Source organism: Modestobacter roseus, assembly GCF_007994135.1.
In the GTDB taxonomy this organism is placed as follows: domain Bacteria; phylum Actinomycetota; class Actinomycetes; order Mycobacteriales; family Geodermatophilaceae; genus Modestobacter; species Modestobacter roseus.
The window spans coordinates 3,374,260-3,390,416 of record NZ_VLKF01000001.1; the positions used below are offsets into that span (position 1 = coordinate 3,374,260).

The 16,157-nt window shown below is 73.5% G+C and carries 12 protein-coding genes; 6 read left to right on the top strand and 6 right to left on the bottom strand.

What is annotated here, in order from left to right:
• Nucleotides 1-23 precede the first annotated feature (23 nt).
• The gene (locus tag JD78_RS16165) at nucleotides 24-425 is read right to left on the bottom strand and encodes a VOC family protein (protein WP_153358248.1); all 402 of its coding nucleotides are present in this window, start codon (nucleotides 423-425) and stop codon (nucleotides 24-26) included.
• Between the two features lie 72 nt (nucleotides 426-497).
• On the bottom strand, nucleotides 498-1,286 hold the full coding sequence (locus tag JD78_RS16170) for an alpha/beta fold hydrolase (protein WP_153358245.1): 789 nt from the start codon (nucleotides 1,284-1,286) through the stop codon (nucleotides 498-500).
• Nucleotides 1,287-1,451: 165 nt separating this feature from the next.
• Here JD78_RS16170 and JD78_RS16175 point away from each other — a divergent pair, with 165 nt between their 5' ends.
• Nucleotides 1,452-1,883: a hypothetical protein gene (locus JD78_RS16175; protein WP_153358243.1), complete on the top strand. Its 432-nt coding sequence runs from the start codon at nucleotides 1,452-1,454 to the stop codon at nucleotides 1,881-1,883.
• Complete coding sequence (locus JD78_RS16180) at nucleotides 1,880-3,142, top strand: glutathionylspermidine synthase family protein (RefSeq protein WP_153358241.1); 1,263 nt, start codon at nucleotides 1,880-1,882, stop codon at nucleotides 3,140-3,142. The genes JD78_RS16175 and JD78_RS16180 overlap by 4 nt, the downstream gene beginning before the upstream one ends.
• 27 nt (nucleotides 3,143-3,169) lie before the next feature.
• Here JD78_RS16180 and JD78_RS16185 read toward each other — a convergent pair whose 3' ends face one another.
• On the bottom strand, nucleotides 3,170-4,597 hold the full coding sequence (locus JD78_RS16185; protein ID WP_153358239.1) for an ATP-binding protein: 1,428 nt from the start codon (nucleotides 4,595-4,597) through the stop codon (nucleotides 3,170-3,172).
• A 408-nt stretch (nucleotides 4,598-5,005) separates the two neighbouring features.
• Between JD78_RS16185 and JD78_RS16190 the strand changes: the two genes are divergently transcribed.
• Both JD78_RS16190 and JD78_RS16195 read left to right on the top strand, forming a co-directional pair.
• Nucleotides 5,006-5,575 (top strand): PAS domain-containing protein, encoded by a 570-nt coding sequence (locus JD78_RS16190; RefSeq protein WP_153358237.1) that lies wholly within the window; start codon nucleotides 5,006-5,008, stop codon nucleotides 5,573-5,575.
• 1 nt (nucleotide 5,576) lies between these two features.
• Entirely contained in the window at nucleotides 5,577-6,530 is a 954-nt protein-coding gene (locus JD78_RS16195; protein ID WP_208104123.1) for a methyl-accepting chemotaxis protein, read from the top strand.
• Between the two features lie 18 nt (nucleotides 6,531-6,548).
• Here JD78_RS16195 and JD78_RS16200 read toward each other — a convergent pair whose 3' ends face one another.
• The 3 genes from JD78_RS16200 to JD78_RS16210 are packed head-to-tail and all read right to left on the bottom strand — an operon-like array spanning nucleotide 6,549 to nucleotide 13,702.
• Nucleotides 6,549-7,619, bottom strand: a complete 1,071-nt coding sequence (locus JD78_RS16200) for a DUF2332 domain-containing protein (RefSeq protein WP_228394997.1) — start codon at nucleotides 7,617-7,619, stop codon at nucleotides 6,549-6,551.
• Nucleotides 7,616-10,273 (bottom strand): Na+/H+ antiporter NhaA, encoded by a 2,658-nt coding sequence (nhaA, locus tag JD78_RS16205; RefSeq protein ID WP_153358235.1) that lies wholly within the window; start codon nucleotides 10,271-10,273, stop codon nucleotides 7,616-7,618. The genes JD78_RS16200 and nhaA overlap by 4 nt, the downstream gene beginning before the upstream one ends.
• Before the next feature lie 54 nt (nucleotides 10,274-10,327).
• Nucleotides 10,328-13,702 carry a pyruvate carboxylase gene (locus JD78_RS16210; RefSeq protein WP_153358233.1) on the bottom strand — a complete coding sequence of 1,125 codons (3,375 nt, stop codon included), beginning with the start codon at nucleotides 13,700-13,702 and terminating at the stop codon, nucleotides 10,328-10,330.
• Between the two features lie 146 nt (nucleotides 13,703-13,848).
• Here JD78_RS16210 and JD78_RS16215 point away from each other — a divergent pair, with 146 nt between their 5' ends.
• Nucleotides 13,849-14,751, top strand: coding sequence for an SDR family NAD(P)-dependent oxidoreductase (locus JD78_RS16215; RefSeq protein ID WP_153358231.1), 903 nt, complete (start codon nucleotides 13,849-13,851; stop codon nucleotides 14,749-14,751).
• Between the two features lie 115 nt (nucleotides 14,752-14,866).
• On the top strand, nucleotides 14,867-16,126 hold the full coding sequence (gene ilvA / locus JD78_RS16220; protein WP_153358228.1) for a threonine ammonia-lyase IlvA: 1,260 nt from the start codon (nucleotides 14,867-14,869) through the stop codon (nucleotides 16,124-16,126).
• Nucleotides 16,127-16,157 lie beyond the last annotated feature (31 nt).

Genomic DNA, 16,157 nt, shown 5'->3' on the forward strand with positions numbered 1-16,157 from the left:
CCTTGCCACCTACCCGGCGCTGCTCAGCCCTGCAGGGCGGCCGAGTCCATCCACGCGACCTCCCAGACGTTGCCGTCCGGGTCGGTGAAGCTGGTGCCGTACATGAAGCCGTGGTCCTGGGCCGGCTGCCAGGGCTTGCCGCCGGCGGCCAGCGCCCGGGCCAGCAGGTCGTCGCACTCCGCCCGGTCGGCCGCGGAGACCGCGTTGATCACCGAGGTCGCCTGCGCCGGGTCGCCGACCTCGCCCGCCACGAACCCGGCGAACTTCTCCCGGGTCAGCAGCATCACCAGGATGTTCTCCTCGACCACCACCGCGGCCGCCGTCTCGTCGGTGTACCGGTGGTCCGGCGTGAAGCCCAGCGCGGTGTAGAAGGCCACCGCCCGGTCCAGGTCGGTCACGGGCAGGTTGATGAAGACGGTGCGCACGGGGAGCTCCTCGATGGGTGGGGGACCGCCGTCGGGTCCCGTCCCCCCTCAGACCGGCCGGCGACGGAGAACTCATCGGCGGGCGGTCCCGGCGAGCACCACCGCGACGGTCTCCTCCGGGGCGTCCCACATCGGGAAGTGGCCCGACCCGGCGAACCAGTGCAGCTCCGCGTCCGGGAAGGCCCGCACCGCCCGCGCCGCCTGCCGGGCGAGGGTCACCCGGTCCCGCCGTCCCCAGCCGATGGTCAGCCGCCCCGGCAACGACCCGGCCGGCGCCCCCTGCTGGCGGGGCCCGCGGGCCAGGTCGGTGAGCGCCGCGTCGAAGGACGGCGACGCCACGTACCCGGTCAGCTCCCGGGTGACCACCCCGCCGTCCAGCGCCCACGGGTGGGCGGAGAACTGCGACAGCAGCGCCGTCCGCCCCACCGGGTTGTCCAGCAGAGCGGGCAGGGCAGGCCGGATCCGGCGGACCAGCGCCATGGAGGCGCGCAGGCTGGTGAGGAAGGCGGTGGCCTCCCGGTCGGTCCAGAAGCCGCCCGGGTCCAGCGCCACGTTGTCCCGGCCGAGCCCCCGCCGGGACAGCTCCAGCACCATCCGGGCCCCCAGCGAACTGCCGACCAGCGGGGCGTCGGCCAGCCCCGCCGTCTGCAGCCAGTCGGCCAGCACGTCGGTGAGCGAGCCGAAGCCCGCGTCCGGCAGCGGCGGGGTGGCGCCGGCGAAGCCGGGGAGGTCGACCGCCACCACCTCCCGGGAGGCGGCGAGCCCCGGCAGCACCGTCTCCCAGGAGCGCCACGAGCCGCCCAGGCCGTGGACGAGGACGAGGGGGTCGCCGGAGCCGGTCCGGTGCGCAGCCAGGTGCATGCCCTCCCCCCTACCCAGCCCGGCGGCTGGGCAGCCGCCGGCTGCCCAGGGACGTCCGGCGGGGGGTGGGACTGTGAGGATGTGCGCGGGGCGGGTGTGCGTGCGGGGACGCCGTCCGACAGCATGTGCTGGTCCGGCAGGAGCGCGGCAGGAGGAGTGCAGACGGTGAGCACGTCGAGGAGCAACCGGGTGCGTGCGGCCATCGGCACCGTCAGCCTGACCGGCGCGGCCATGGGGTTCATGACCGCCTGCGGCACCGGCTACGACGACGAGGAGGCCGAGGCCCGCACCGTCTACTGCGTCGACGAGCAGGACCAGGTCGTCGACGAGGACCTGTGCGAGGAGGCCGAGCGCAGCGGCGGGTACGTCGGCGGCTTCCCCTACTTCTTCCTGCTCGGTGGGTTCGGCGGCAACCGGTACTCGGTGGGCCAGACGATCCCGCAGCAGTACACCGGCGCGGCCAACCGGGTGAACCCCTCCGACACCTCGGCGCGGACGCGGGCCGGGCTGCCCGGCAGCGGCCGGGTCAGCTCCGGCAGCCGGATCTCCGGCGGGATCGGCTCCGGCCGGGTCGGCAGCGGCAGCGTCGGGTCGTGAGGCGGCTCTACGGCACGGCACGGCTCGGCTGGGAGGCCGAGATCGAGAGCCAGGGGCTGGTCTACAACAAGACGACCGTGCCCGGGGAGGACCCGCGCTCCTACTGGCGCGAGGACGTCTTCTACGACTTCACCGCCGACGAGGTCGACACCCTCGCCGACGTGACCGACCAGCTCTTCGCCGCGTGCGTGGAGGCCGGCGACGTCGCGCTGGCCGACGAGCGGCTGCTGGACCGGATGCGGATCCCGCGGGACGCCCGCGACGTCGTCCGGGCCACCTGGGACGCCGAGCCGCCCAGCGTCTACGGCCGGTTCGACCTGTGGTGGGACGGCAAGGACACACCCCGGCTGCTGGAGTTCAACGCCGACACCCCCACGTCGCTGGTCGAAGCCGCGGTCGTGCAGTGGGCCTGGCACCTGGAGACCGGGCAGGGCCGGGACCAGTGGAACCAGCTCGACGACCGGCTGGTGGCCGCCTGGCAGCGCAACCTCTCCCGCTGGGAGGGCCACCACCACCGCAAGCCCGTCGTGCACCTGGCCTGGACCGCCGGCGACCGCAGCGGCGAGGACTGGATGACGGTGGCCTACCTGGCCGACACCGTGCAGCGGGCCGGCTACGAGGCGGTGGTGATCACCACCGAGGAGATCGGGCTGGACACCGGCGACGCCCGGTTCTACGACCCGAAGGGCAACCGGATCGACGTCGTGTTCAAGCTCTACCCCTGGGAGTGGCTGCTCGCCGACGAGTACGGCCCGTCGGTGATCGCCGACATCCGCGACCCGGGCGGCACGACCTGGATCGAGCCGGTCTGGAAGCTGCTCTGGTCGAACAAGGGCCTGCTGCCGGTGCTGTGGCAGCGCTACGAGAACGACCCGGTGATCTCCCGGTACCTGCTGCCGGCGTTCTTCGCCGACGACCCGCGCGCCGGTGAGCTGGCCGCGACCGGGTACGCCCGCAAGCCGCTGTTCGGCCGGGAGGGCGGCAACGTCGAGCTGGTCGCGCCCGGCGGTGAGGTGCTGGCCGCGCAGGGCGGGCAGTACGGCGCGGAGGGGTGGATCGTGCAGCAGCTGTGCGCCCTGCCGGACTTCCCCGGCCCCGACGGCCCGCACCACCCGGTGCTCGGCGCGTGGGTGGTCGACGGCGAGGCCGCCGGGCTGGGCATCCGGGAGTCCGACGGGCTGATCACCGACGACCTGTCCTTCTTCGTCCCGCACACCATCGGCTACCAGCGCCCTCCGAACACCAGCTGGTCGGCCTGATCCAACAACAAGGGCCACGTGAGATTCTCACTCGTTGAGAATCCAAACAGCGCGGGGGTCCTTTGGCGACTTGCCGTTCCATCGAATGAGGTCCTCTGCCTCGAGCGCACGCAATCGTGCGGTCGTAGCAGGTCGACTGTATCCCAGAGCCTCCGCGATATCCCCAGTACCTAGCGCCCTGTCGGAAGCGCGCAAGATGTCGAGAACCTGCTGACTTCCCTTAGGTAGACGAGCGGCAACCCGCACATCAAGGCTGGGAACCGCCTGAAGGAAGAGGCGGACGCTTCCCCCACTCTGCTTGTAAACGGGGTCGGTCAAGCCCACGCGACGCATCTCTTCGAAGATTCTCTTGATCCCCTCCCCCAACTCTTGACCGATGCGCAGATCGGCACACACACGCGCCACACGAGGGTTGCGCGCGAACCGACTGATTTCCAAAGGCTTAGCTGGATTAGCAAGACCAGGGAAGCGCCCAGGACTCTCAATCTCCACACGGTTCGGGTAGATCTCAACCCTGATGTGATCCCCCGCGAGGCTGTAGGACCGGTGGATGACTGCGTTGACGAGCCCCTCGAGCCATGCGTCGCGCGGAACGATCGGGCGACCTTCGAAGCGCCCGCTCTCCACAAGTCGCCTACGTGAGGGAACCTCGCGCTCTATGATCCGACTCGCCTCTTGGATAGCCCACGGGATCGGGCCCTCAATCCGGTAGTCCGACCCCTCTTCGATGCCCAAACGAGCCCCGGTGCCGCGTTCAACATCCAGGAATTTTACTACTCGAATGAATGCTTGAGGGAACAGGTCCTGAGGGTTCTTGCCGAAAAGAAGATACCCAGCGTTCGTCATCTCCCCGGCGCGCGTCAGAAGACTGCGGGCTTGCAATAGGCCGGTGACCGTTCCAGTGGAACCTACGCGCTCGCGATAGTTCTCGAGCAGTCGACTATCGAGATCTGAAGCCGTGACACCCTTAGCGGCAAAGCCGTCGTATTGTGCTTGCCCCTTGTCGAACTCAAGCTCGGTGCGCTGCTGATAGTTGAGGCGGCGCGACTCGTCGCCGATCCGTAGGTAGCAATCCCCGTTCGGGAGTTCATGTACGCGCTCTCCAGGATCGATACGAGCCACCAGCAGCTCATCGTCCTCACCTGCATCGTTAACGCACGGAACCTCCTCGAACAGTGCGCGCACAGGGGGCACCGTGAAGTCGATCGGAGCCTGACGCAGGTCGTTGAGCTTCTTGCGGTTAGTGCGGGTTCCCTCAACCTTGCCGTTGTGGAGACCGATCACCAGGGTGCCACCCTCCGCGTTGGCGAAGGCAGTCAGAGGTACGGCCACGTCCTTCGCGGCTAGCTTGATGCTCTTGCGGTCGAACCACTGGTCTTCGATAAGCCCGAGAAGTCGCTTCCCCACCTCGGCGCGAGGCGCTGACAGCGCGGCATCTACCTCGTTCGCGGTCATGGCCCCTACTCTAAACTCTTGCAAGTAGCAGCTTCCCGGGGTTCGACGCGCCGAGCTTCGTCGAAGTTGCAAGTAGTGCTTCATGTAGACGGGGCAAGGATGAAAAACTGCAGGTCAGAGGCCTGCGAACGCTGTTCGATCACCTTGCAAGCGGCTTACATGCAGCGAGAATCGCCCAAGCTGAACCCTCGCGCACTCCTGCAGTGACGAGTCAACCCCCTAGGCAGGGCCTACAACCCTGGTCGCCGCCCCCACCAACGCGTCCTGGCGCCGACAGCGCGGTAGATCAAGACTCGAACACCACCTGGTCGGCCTGATCCGCCCTGCCTGACCCGGGCCGGTTCCGGTCCCCGCCGGCGCTGCCGAGAACTGCTGGAGCAGGTACTCGGCGATGAGGAGCGGCACACGGTGACGACGGCGGGGACGACGGCCCGGGACCAGCGGCGGGCGGTGCGCCCCACCGGGCAGGAGCGGGTGCTGGAGCCCGACGACCTGATCGTCTCCAAGACCGATCCGCGCGGGGTGATCACCTACGCCAACGAGGCGTTCCTGCGGGTGTCACGGTACGAGGAGGACGAGGTCCTCGGGCAGCCGCACAACCTGATCCGGCACCCCGACATGCCCAAGGCCGTCTTCGCACTGCTGTGGGACACCGTCGCCGCCGGCCAGGAGGTCTTCGCCTACGTCAACAACCTCGCCGCCGACGGCGCGTACTACTGGGTGCTGGCCAACGTGACCCCCAGCTACGACGCCCGCGGCCGGATCGTCGGCTACCACTCCAGCCGCCGCGCGCCGACCCGCCCGGCCATCGCCGCGGTGAGCGCGGTGTACGACCAGCTGCGCGCCGTCGAGCGCGCCCAGCCCAACGGCCGGGCGGCGGTCGAGGCCTCCACCGCGCTGCTGGGCACGCTGCTCGCCGCCCGCGGGGAGTCCTACGACGAGTTCGTCTGGTCGCTGATCTCCGAGGGAGGTTTCTGAGGTGGGGTTCCGTCCCTCGCCGGGCACGTCGGCCGAGCAGGAGCTGGCGGTCTACCGGGCGTTCGTGTCCGAGCTCAGCCGGGTGTGCCGCGCGGCGGCCGCCGGCGACCTGGAGGCGCGCAGCCGCGCGGTGGCCGGCTCCCGCGGGGTGCCCGAGCTGCGCGAGCTGCAGGACGGCGTCAACCAGCTGCTCGACGTCTCCGACACCTTCGTCCGCGAAGCCGGCGCTGCGCTGACCTCCGCCGCCGACGGGCGGTTCCACCGGCGGGTGCTGGAGCGCGGCCTGCCGGGCGCGTACCGGCGCGCCGCCGGCATCCTCAACCAGGCCGGTGCGGCGATGCGCGCGTCGGCCGACCGGGTCACCGAGGCGCAGGCGGCCCGGCTGGCGCTGGCCGACGAGTTCGAGTCGGTCGTCCTGGCCATGTCCGAGCAGGTGGCGACGGCGGCGACCGAGCTGAGTGCCTCCGCCGCCGGGCTGACCGGGGCCGCTGCCTCGGCCGGCACCGAGGTCGGCCGGGCCGAGGACAGCGTGGTCTCCCTCGACCGGTCCTCCACCGAGATCAAGGAGGTCATCGCGCTGATCGACTCGGTGGCCGCGCAGACCCGGCTGCTGGCGCTCAACGCCACGATCGAGGCCGCGCGGGCGGGACAGGCCGGCCTGGGCTTCGCCGTCGTCGCCTCGGAGGTCAAGGACCTCGCCGACCAGACCGCGAGCGCCACGGAGCGGGTGACCGCCCAGGTCGCGTCGGTGCGCGCCGCCTGCGGCGACGTCTCGGACGTGATGACCAACGTGGGGACGACGGTGGCGGACATGACCGGCCTGGTCGACGGGATCACCACCGCCGTCGACGGCGCGGCGGCCGACCCGCTGGGGACGACGTCGCCGGGGCTGTCCCAGCTGGCCGAGAAGCTGCGCGCGGAGATGACCACGTTCCTGGCCCACATGCGCAGCTGAGGAAGGACCCCGTCCCCCTCATCCCTCGCACGCTCGGGACGAGCCTCTGGACGGGGCCTGGCGACCACCGGCTCGGGCCAGGGCGGCCGCGGCGGGGAGCCAGTCGATGCGGCCGCCGTGCGGGTCGGTGTACGCCAGCGGCTCGCCGTCCAGCGCCAGCAGGAACCGGCGTTCCCCCGCGGCCGGGGCCTCCGGCAGCCGCGCCGCCACCGCGGGCAGCACCCCGACGCCCTCTTGGGAGACCCACCGCACCGGCAGCCCGCCGACCAGCTCGACGAAGGCCTCCTTCGCCGCCGCCGGCAGGTAGGCGAGCACCGCGGTGTGGACGACGACGACGGTGCAGTCGGCGGGCATCGCCGCGACCAGGCCGGGCAGCTCCGCCAGCAGGTCACCGCGCACGATCGACGCGGGCTCCCGGGCGGCGATCGCGGCCGCGGCGGTGAGCCGGTCGCGGCGGGCGTCCATGCCGGGCCAGACCAGCGCCTGCAGCCACGCGACGTCGTCGGGGTCGGCCGGGTCCAGCGGGTTCAGGTCGATGCCGGCCCGGCGCACCACCCGCGGCACCGCGGCCGGCACCGGCCCCCGTCCGGTGACCTCACAGCTCAGCTGGACCGGGCTGGACGCCGACCCGACCCGGACGCCGCCCTCGTCGTCGTCCCGGTGGTACTCGTAGCCGTACCGGTCGGGGTACAGGCACAGCCCGGCCGAGGCGCCCACCTCGATCAGCGCCAGCGGCCCGGGCAGGCCGGCCAGCAGCGGCAGCAGAGCGGCACAGCGGGCGGCCTCGTTGGTCTGGGTGGCCCGGGCGAGCATCGTCGCCCGCAGCCGGTCGGCGTCGCCCAGCACCCGCTCGTGCAGCTCGGCGCCGTCGCGCGGTGGGCCGCCGTGCAGGTACTGCAGCGCGCCCAGCAGCAGGTTGGCCTGCCGCTTCGGCGTCGGCAGCGTGCCCAGGAAGGCGAGCACGTCGTCGTCCCTGGCCACCGCGGCGGCCAGCTCCGCGTACCGCGGGGAGACCGGCGCGGCCTCCACCCCGGCGAACCACCGGTAGTGGTCGGCCAGGTCGGTGAGCTCCTCGTCGAGCGATCTCACGTGGTGGTCAGGTCCCGTGCCGTGCCGGCGAACCGGGCCAGGTCGTCGCGGGTGGGCTCGACGAGCACCCGCCCGTCGGGGGTGAGCACCACCGGGGACGTCGCGTCCTCCGCGCCGATCTCGGCCAGCAGCCGGCGGGCGGCGTCGTCGTCGGCGGGGTCGAGCCACTGGTGCGGCACGCCGTCCTCGGCCAGCTGCTCGCGCAGCGCGACGCTCGCCGGCCAGCGCCGGTCGCCGACCACCCGCAGGCCGCTGGCCTGCCCGATGAGCATCGCCCGGCGCAGCAGGAACGACCGGGTGACGACGTCGGCCAGGCTCCGGTCGCGGACGAAGGCGGCGCGCAGCTGCTCCAGGCTGAGCACGATCACCTCGCCGTCCTCGGCGGCCACCAGCGACCGCACCGGCCGCTGCCCGGCCAGCATGTTCAGCCCACCCAGGAACCGGCCCGGGCCGTTGACCGCCACCACCCGCTTGCCGCCGTCCGCGCCGTGCTCGAGCGAGCCCTCGACCACCGCGACGGCGCCGGACACGACGACGAAGAAGTCGAACTCCGCCTGCCCCGAGCGCAGCAGCACCTGGCCGCGCACCGTGCTCATCCGCCGCCCCATCCGGCGGAACACCGCGATGTGCTCGTCGGAGAGCCGGGGCGAGGAGCCGTCGTCGGGCGTCTCGGGGAGCGGGCCGCCGGGCAGCACGTCGATCGCCGGCATCTGCACCGGCGGGGAGAGGATCCGCAGCTGCTGCGCCGGCGCCACCGGCTCGGCCGGCGGCAGCAGGCCGCCGTGGCCCGGTCCGCGCGGGTCGGAGGCGACCAGCGCCGCGGCCAGCGACTCGGTGGTGGTCGGCCCCTCGTGCCGGACGCCGTTGACGAAGAACGTCGGGGTGCCCTGCACGCCGCTCGCCTCGGCCCCGACGACGTCGGCGCGCACGCGGGCGGCGTGCACGCCGGACCCCAGCTCCTCGGCGAACCGGCCGAGGTCCAGGCCCAGGGCGGCGGCGTGGTCGAGCAGCTCGTCGGCCTCCAGCTGGTCCTGGTGGGCGTAGAGCCGGTCGTGCATCGCCCAGAACGCCCCCTGGGCGCCGGCGGCCTCGGTGGCCTCGGCGGCGAGCTCGGCGTGCGGGTGCACGTCGGGCAGCGGCAGGTGGCGGAACACGTAGCGCAGGTCGTCGCCGAACCGGCGGCGCAGCTCCTCGACGACCCCGGTGGCGCGGCCGCAGAACGGGCACTCGACGTCGCCGTACTCCACCAGGGTCAGCGGCGCGTCGGCCCGGCCGCGCAGGTGGTCGGCCTCCGGGTCGACGGGCGGGTCGAGCTCGCGGGCCCCGGTCTCGGTGACCTGGGGCGCGCGGCGGCCCAGCACCCAGAACCAGACGGCGCCCAGGACGGCGGCGACCACCCCGGCGGCGAGGACGCCGATCATCGCCTCCTCGCGGAGGACCGCGTCGTCGAAGGCCAGGTCGGCGACGAACAGCGAGACGGTGAACCCCAGACCGGAGAAGGCTGCGCCGCCCCACACGCTGGGCAGGGCCACGCCCGGCGGCAGGGAGCCCATGCCGAACTTCACCGCCAGCGTGGAGACCAGCCCGATGCCGACGAACTTGCCGACGACGAGGCCGAGGAAGACCCCGATCGTCACCGGCGAGGTGAGCGCCCGGTCCAGCACCTCGCCGCTGAACTGCACCCCGGCGTTGGCCAGGGCGAAGACCGGGACGACGACGTAGCCGCTCCACGGCACCAGCAGCGCGCCGATCCGCTCGTTGGGCGAGATCGCCCGCTCGACGGAGAGCTTCGCCCGCCGGGCCAGGGCGACGTCCGGGGCCTGCCGGAAGGCGCGGGCCAGCGTGCCGGCGGACTCGACCTCGGCGCGGCGCGGGGTGTAGGCGCTGACCAGCAGGCCCAGCACCACGCCGCCGATCGTCGCGTGCACGCCGGAGGCGTGCATCGCCAGCCACATGACCACGCCGACGGCGAAGTAGGCCGGGCCCCGCCACACCTGCAGCCGGGTGAGCCACCCGAAGGCGACCACGCACAGCGCGGCGATCCCGAGGGCTACCAGGTCGATGTCCGCGGAGTAGAAGACCGCGATCACGGTGAGCGCGCCGATGTCGTCGACCACGGACAGGGAGAGCAGGAAGACCCGCAGCTGGGTGGGGGCGCGGGAGCCGACCAGGGCGAGCGCGCCGAGCACGAAGGCGGTGTCGGTGGCCATCGGGATGCCCCAGCCGTGCGCGCCCGGGCCGCCGGCGTTGATCACCAGGTAGATGCCGGCGGGCACCACCAGTCCGGCGATCGCGCCGAGGGCCGGCACCGAGAGCCGGCTGCGCTGGGTCAGCTCGCCCATCGACAGCTCCCGGCGCACCTCCATCCCGATCAGGAAGAAGAAGAACACCATCAGGCCGTCGTTGACCCAGTGCCGCAGGTCCATCGCGACCTCGGTCGAGCCCAGCTGCACGGCGAACTCGGTGTGCCACACCCGCTCGTAGGAGTCGCCCCACGGGGAGTTGGCCCACAGCAGGGCCAGCAGCGTGCCGGCGACCAGCAGCACCGCGCTGGAGGCCTCGGTGCGCAGGAACCGGCGGGCCGGGGTGGAGAGCTGGGCGAGCAGGTGCCCGGTCCGCGAAGACCGGCTCTGCGTGCGGGACGGGGGCGTCACGCGGTCTTCCTACCTCCCCGATGTGACGACGGGGAAACCGTCTGCGCCCCGCCGTCAGCCCAGGACGGCGAGCAGGTCACCGCCCTCGACCTGCTGGACGGCGCCGATCGCCACCCGCGTCACCGTCCCGGCCCGCGGTGCGGTGATCGCGGCCTCCATCTTCATCGCCTCGATGGTGGCGATCGCCGCCCCCGCCTCGACCGCGTCACCCTCGCCGACCTGCAGCGTGACCACCCCGGCGAAGGGTGCGGCGACCTGGCCGGGGTCGGTGCGGTCGGCCTTCTCGGCGGGCTGCACCTCCGACGTGACGGACCGGTCCCGCACGCTGACCGGCCGGAGCTGGCCGTTGAGGGAGCACATCACCGTGCGCATCCCGCGCTCGTCGGCGTCGGACACCGCCTCGATGCCGATCAGCAGCCGCACGCCGGGCTCCAGGTCGACCGAGTGCTCGGTACCGGACCGCAGCCCGTACAGGAACTCCTTGCTGGGCAGCACCGACACGTCGCCGTAGGACTCGGCGTGCGCCTCGAACTCCGCCGTCGGGCCGGGGAAGAGCAGCCGGTTCAGCGTGCGCCGCGGCTCCGCCGCCAGCCCGGCGAGGTCGGCGTCGGACAGCTCGGCCGGGGGCTGCGCCTCCCGCCGGCCCGCCAGCGCCTTCGACCGGAACGGCTCCGGCCAGCCGCCGGGCGGGTCGCCCAGCTCGCCGCGGAGGAAGCCGACGACGGAGTCGGGCAGGTCGAACCGGTTGGGCTCGGCGGCGAACTCCGCGACGTCCACGCCGGCGCCGACCAGCTGCAGCGCGAGGTCGCCGACGACCTTCGACGACGGGGTGACCTTGACCAGGTGGCCGAGCAGCCGGTCGGCGGCGGCGTACATCGCCTCCACCTCCTCGAACCGCTGCCCCAGGCCCAGCGCGATCGCCTGCTGGCGGAGGTTGGACAGCTGCCCGCCGGGGATCTCGTGGGTGTAGACCCGCCCGGTCGGCGCCGGCAGCCCCGACTCGAACGGCGCGTAGACCCGGCGGACCGCCTCCCAGTAGGGCTCCAGGTCGTTGACCGCCCGCAGGTCCAGGCCGGTGGCCCGGTCGGTGTGGTCGGTGGCCGCGACGATGCTCGACAGCGCCGGCTGCGACGTCGTCCCGGCCAGGGCGGCGCTGGCGCCGTCCACCGCGTCCACGCCGGCCGACCAGGCCGCCAGCAGGGTGGCCAGCTGCCCGCCGGGGGTGTCGTGGGTGTGCAGGTGCACCGGCAGGTCGAACCGCTCGCGCAGCGCCCGCACCAGCGTGGCCGCGGCGGGTGGACGGAGCAGCCCGGCCATGTCCTTGATCGCCAGCACGTGCGCCCCGGCGTCGACGATCTGCTCGGCCAGCGCGAGGTAGTAGTCCAGGGTGTACAGCGGCTCGGCCGGGTCGGAGAGGTCGCCGGTGTAGCAGAGCGCGACCTCGGCCACCGCCGTCCCCGTCTCCCGGACGGCGTCGATCGCCGGGCGCATCTGGCCGACGTCGTTGAGCGCGTCGAACACCCGGAAGACGTCGATGCCGGTGCGCGCGGCCTCGGCGACGAACGCCGTGGTCACCTGCTCCGGGTAGGGGGTGTAGCCGACGGTGTTGCGGCCGCGCAGCAGCATCTGCAGGCACACGTTGGGCACCGCCTCGCGCAGCGCGGCCAGCCGCTCCCACGGGTCCTCGTGCAGGAAGCGCAGCGCGACGTCGTAGGTGGCCCCGCCCCAGGCCTCGATCGACCACAGCTGCGGCAGCAGCCGTGCCTGGTGCCCGGCGACGGCGACCAGGTCCTTGGTGCGCACCCGGGTGGCCAGCAGCGACTGGTGCGCGTCCCGGAAGGTGGTGTCGGTGACCGCCAGCGCGGTCTGCGCGCGCAGGTCCGCGGCGAACCGCTCGGGGCCCAGCTCCCGCAGCCGGTCGCGGGAGCCGTCCAGCGGCGCCAGGTTCAGGTCGACGGCGGGCAGCTTCTCGGCCGGGTCGACCAGGTGCGGGCGCTCGCCGTGCGGGGCGTTGACGGTCACGTCGGCCAGGTAGCTGAGCAGCTTGGTGCCCCGGTCGGCGGACTGCCGGGCGGTGAGCAGCCCGGGCCGCTCCTCGATGAACGACGTCGTCACCCGGCCCGCGGCGAAGTCCGGGTCGTCCAGCACCGCCTGCAGGAACGGGATGTTGGTGGAGACGCCACGGATGCGGAACTCGGCGACCGCCCGCCGGGCCCGGGCCACCGCGATGTCCCAGGTGCGGCCGCGACAGGTGAGCTTGACCAGCATCGAGTCGAAGTGCGCCCCCACCTCCGCGCCCAGCGACGCCCCGCCGTCCAGCCGCACCCCGGCGCCGCCGGGCGAGCGGTAGGCGGTGATCCGGCCGGTGTCCGGGCGGAAGCCGTTGGCCGGGTCCTCGGTGGTGATCCGGCACTGCAGGGCCGCGCCGCGCAGCTGCACCGTCTCCTGGGACAGGCCCAGGTCGGCCAGCGTCGCCCCCGCGGCGATCCGCAGCTGGCTCTGCACCAGGTCGACGTCGGTGACCTCCTCGGTCACCGTGTGCTCGACCTGGATGCGCGGGTTCATCTCGATGAACACGTGCCGGCCCTCGCGGTCGAGCAGGAACTCCACGGTGCCGGCGCAGGAGTAGCCGATGTGGCGGGCGAAGGCGACGGCGTCGGCGCAGATCCGCTCGCGCAGCGCCGGGTCCAGATTCGGTGCCGGCGCCAGCTCGACCACCTTCTGGTGCCGGCGCTGCACGGAGCAGTCCCGCTCGAACAGGTGGATCACGTTCCCGGCGCCGTCGGCCAGGATCTGGACCTCGATGTGCCGCGGGTCGACCACGGCCTGCTCGCAGAAGACGGTGGCGTCGCCGAACGCCGACTCCGCCTCCCGCATCGCCGCCTCGATCGCCCCGCGCAGCTGGGCCCGGTCGTCGACCCGGCGCATGCCCCGCCCGCCACCACCGGCGACGGCCTTGACGAAGACCGGCCCGTCGATCTGCCCGGCGGCGGCGATCAGCGCGTCGACGTCGGTGCCGGGCTCGGTGCCCTGCAGCACCGGCAGGCCGGCCTCCCGCGCCGCGGCGATCGCCCGGGACTTGTCCCCGGTCAGCTCCAGGACGGCGGCGCTCGGGCCGACGAAGGTGATCCCCGCCCGGGCGCAGGCCTCGGCGAGCTCCGGGTTCTCCGACAGGAAGCCGTAGCCGGGGTAGACGGCGTCGGCGCCGGCGCGCTGCGCGGCCCGGACGATCTCGGTGACGTCGAGGTAGGCGCGCACCGGGTGGCCGGGTTCGCCGATCTGGTAGCTCTCGTCGGCCTTGAGCCGGTGGACGGAGTTGCGGTCCTCGTGCGGGAAGACCGCGACCGTCCCGGCGCCCAGCTCGTAGGCGGCCCGGAAGGCCCGGACGGCGATCTCCCCGCGGTTGGCGACCAGGACCTTCTCGAACACGGGCGCGTCCTCTCGGCTCACCGGGCGGCCGGCGCCGGCCCCTCGTGCCGCCCGACCGTAGCGGCGGGGAGGGGAGGACGGCGGGCGCAGCGAGCCGGTTGTGCACGACAGGCGTGCGCCCGGGACGCTCCGGGTAGCGGGGGAGCGTGACTGCCGAAGAGACCGCAGACCGGACCCGCGAGGTCGTCCTCGTCACCGGCGCCTCCTCCGGGATCGGGCGCGCCTCGGCGGTGCAGTTCGCCGAACGCGGCGCCGCCCTGGTCCTGGTCGCCCGCAGCCGGGAGTCCCTCGAGCAGGCCGCCGCCGAGTGCCGGGCCGCCGGGGCGCGCGAGGTGCAGGTGTGCCCGGCCGACGTGCTCGACGGCGCCGCGGTGCAGGCCGCCGTGGACCGCGCCGTGACCTCCCACGGCCGGCTGGACGTCGTCGTCCACTCCGCCACCGTGATGGCCTACGGGTCGATCGAGGACCTCCAGCCGGAGGTGTTCGAGCGGGTGGTGGACACCGCCATCAAGGGCACCTTCCACGTCTTCCGGGCCGTGCTGCCGCAGTTCCGCGCCCAGCAGCGCGGGTCGCTCGTCGTCGTCAGCTCGCTGCTGGCGTCGGTGACCACGCCGACGATGGGCGCCTACAACACCGGCAAGTGGGGCCAGCTGGGCCTGATCCGCACCGTGCAGCAGGAGCTGCGCGACCTGCCCGACGTGCACGTCTCCGCCGTCGCCCCGGGCGGGACGTCGACCCCGATCTACCGGCAGGCGGCCACCGTGCTGGGCAACACCGGCCACCCGCCGCCGCCGGTCTACACCCCCGAGCGGGTGGCCCGCGCCGTCGTCGCCCGGGTGGCCGACCCGCGCCGGCTGAAGCAGTCCGGCTTCGCGAACCCGCTGATCATCGCCGGGTTCCGGCTGCTGCCGCCGGTGTACGACGCGCTGGTCGGGCCGCTGCTGAAGGTGTTCGGCTACGCCCGCGACTCGGTGCCGCCGACCACCGGCAACGTCTTCGCCCCGGTGCCGGAGAAGGAGGCCACCCGCGGGCCGTTCGTCGGCATCTGACCCCGCGCCGGGACGGCGAGTGCGCAGTTGCGGTCGTCGACACGCACCGCCACGCCGAGGCAGGCGACCACCACTGACCACTCGGCGCCGGCGGGGCATCGGGGAGGATGGGCCGGTGACCGACGTCCGCACCTCGTTCTCCGCGGAGGTCTCCGACGCCGTCCGACGGCTCGCCGGGGTCGCCGAGCGGACCCCGCTGCAGCGCAACGCCCGCCTGTCCGAGCTGACCGGCGCCGAGGTGTGGGTGAAGCGGGAGGACCTCCAGGTCGGCCGCTCCTACAAGGTGCGCGGCGCCTACAACACGATCAGCCAGCTCGACGCCGCCGGCCGGGCCGCCGGGGCGGTCTGCGCCAGCGCCGGCAACCACGGGCAGGGCGTGGCCTACGCCTGCCGGGTCCTCGGCGTCCACGGCCGGGTGTTCGTGCCCGGGACGACGCCCCGGCAGAAGCGGCAGCGGATCGCCGCCCTCGGCGGGGACATGGTGGAGCTGGTGGTCACCGGCGACACCTACGACGACGCCGCCGCCGCGGCCGCCGCCTCGGCGCAGATGACCGGGGCGACCCTGGTGCCGGCGTTCGACGCGCTGTCCACGGTGGTCGGGCAGGCCACGGTGGCCGTGGAGGTGCTCGACCAGCTCGGCGGCGCCCCGGACGTCGTCGTCCTGCCGGTCGGGGGCGGTGGGCTGCTGGCCGGCTGCGGCACCTGGCTGCGGGAGCACAGCCCCGGCACCCGGCTGGTCGGCGTCGAGCCGGCGGGCGCGGCGAGCATGGCCGCGGCGCTGGCCGCCGGCGCACCGGTCGAGCTGCCCGAGATCGACACGTTCGTCGACGGCGCCGCGGTGCGCCGGGTCGGCGCGGTCACCCACCCGCTGGTGCGTGACGCCGGCGCGGAGCTGGTCGCGGTCGCGGAGGGGCAGATCTGCACCGAGATGCTGGAGCTCTACCAGGTCGACGGGGTGATCGCCGAGCCCGCGGGGGCGCTGGCCACCGCGGCGCTGACCGGGGGTGTGGTCCGCGTCGAGCCGGGCCAGACCGTCGTCTGCCTGCTGTCGGGCGGCAACAACGACGTCAGCCGCTACGCCGAGATCGTCGAGCGTTCCCTGGTGCACCAGGGGCTCAAGCACTACTTCCTGGTCGAGTTCCCGCAGGAGCCCGGGGCGCTGCGCCGCTTCCTGGACGAGGTGCTCGGCCCGGACGACGACATCGTGCTGTTCGAGTACGTCAAGCGGGACAACCGGGAGACCGGTGCGGCGCTGACCGGGATCGAGCTGGGCAGCCCCGAGGGCCTGGCGCCACTGCTGGCCCGGATCGAGGCGGGTCCGCTGAAGATCCAGCACCTCGCCCCTGGCACCACGGCCTACCGCTTCCTCGTCTGAGGCCCCGCCGCCCTCCGGCACTGTGCGCGGA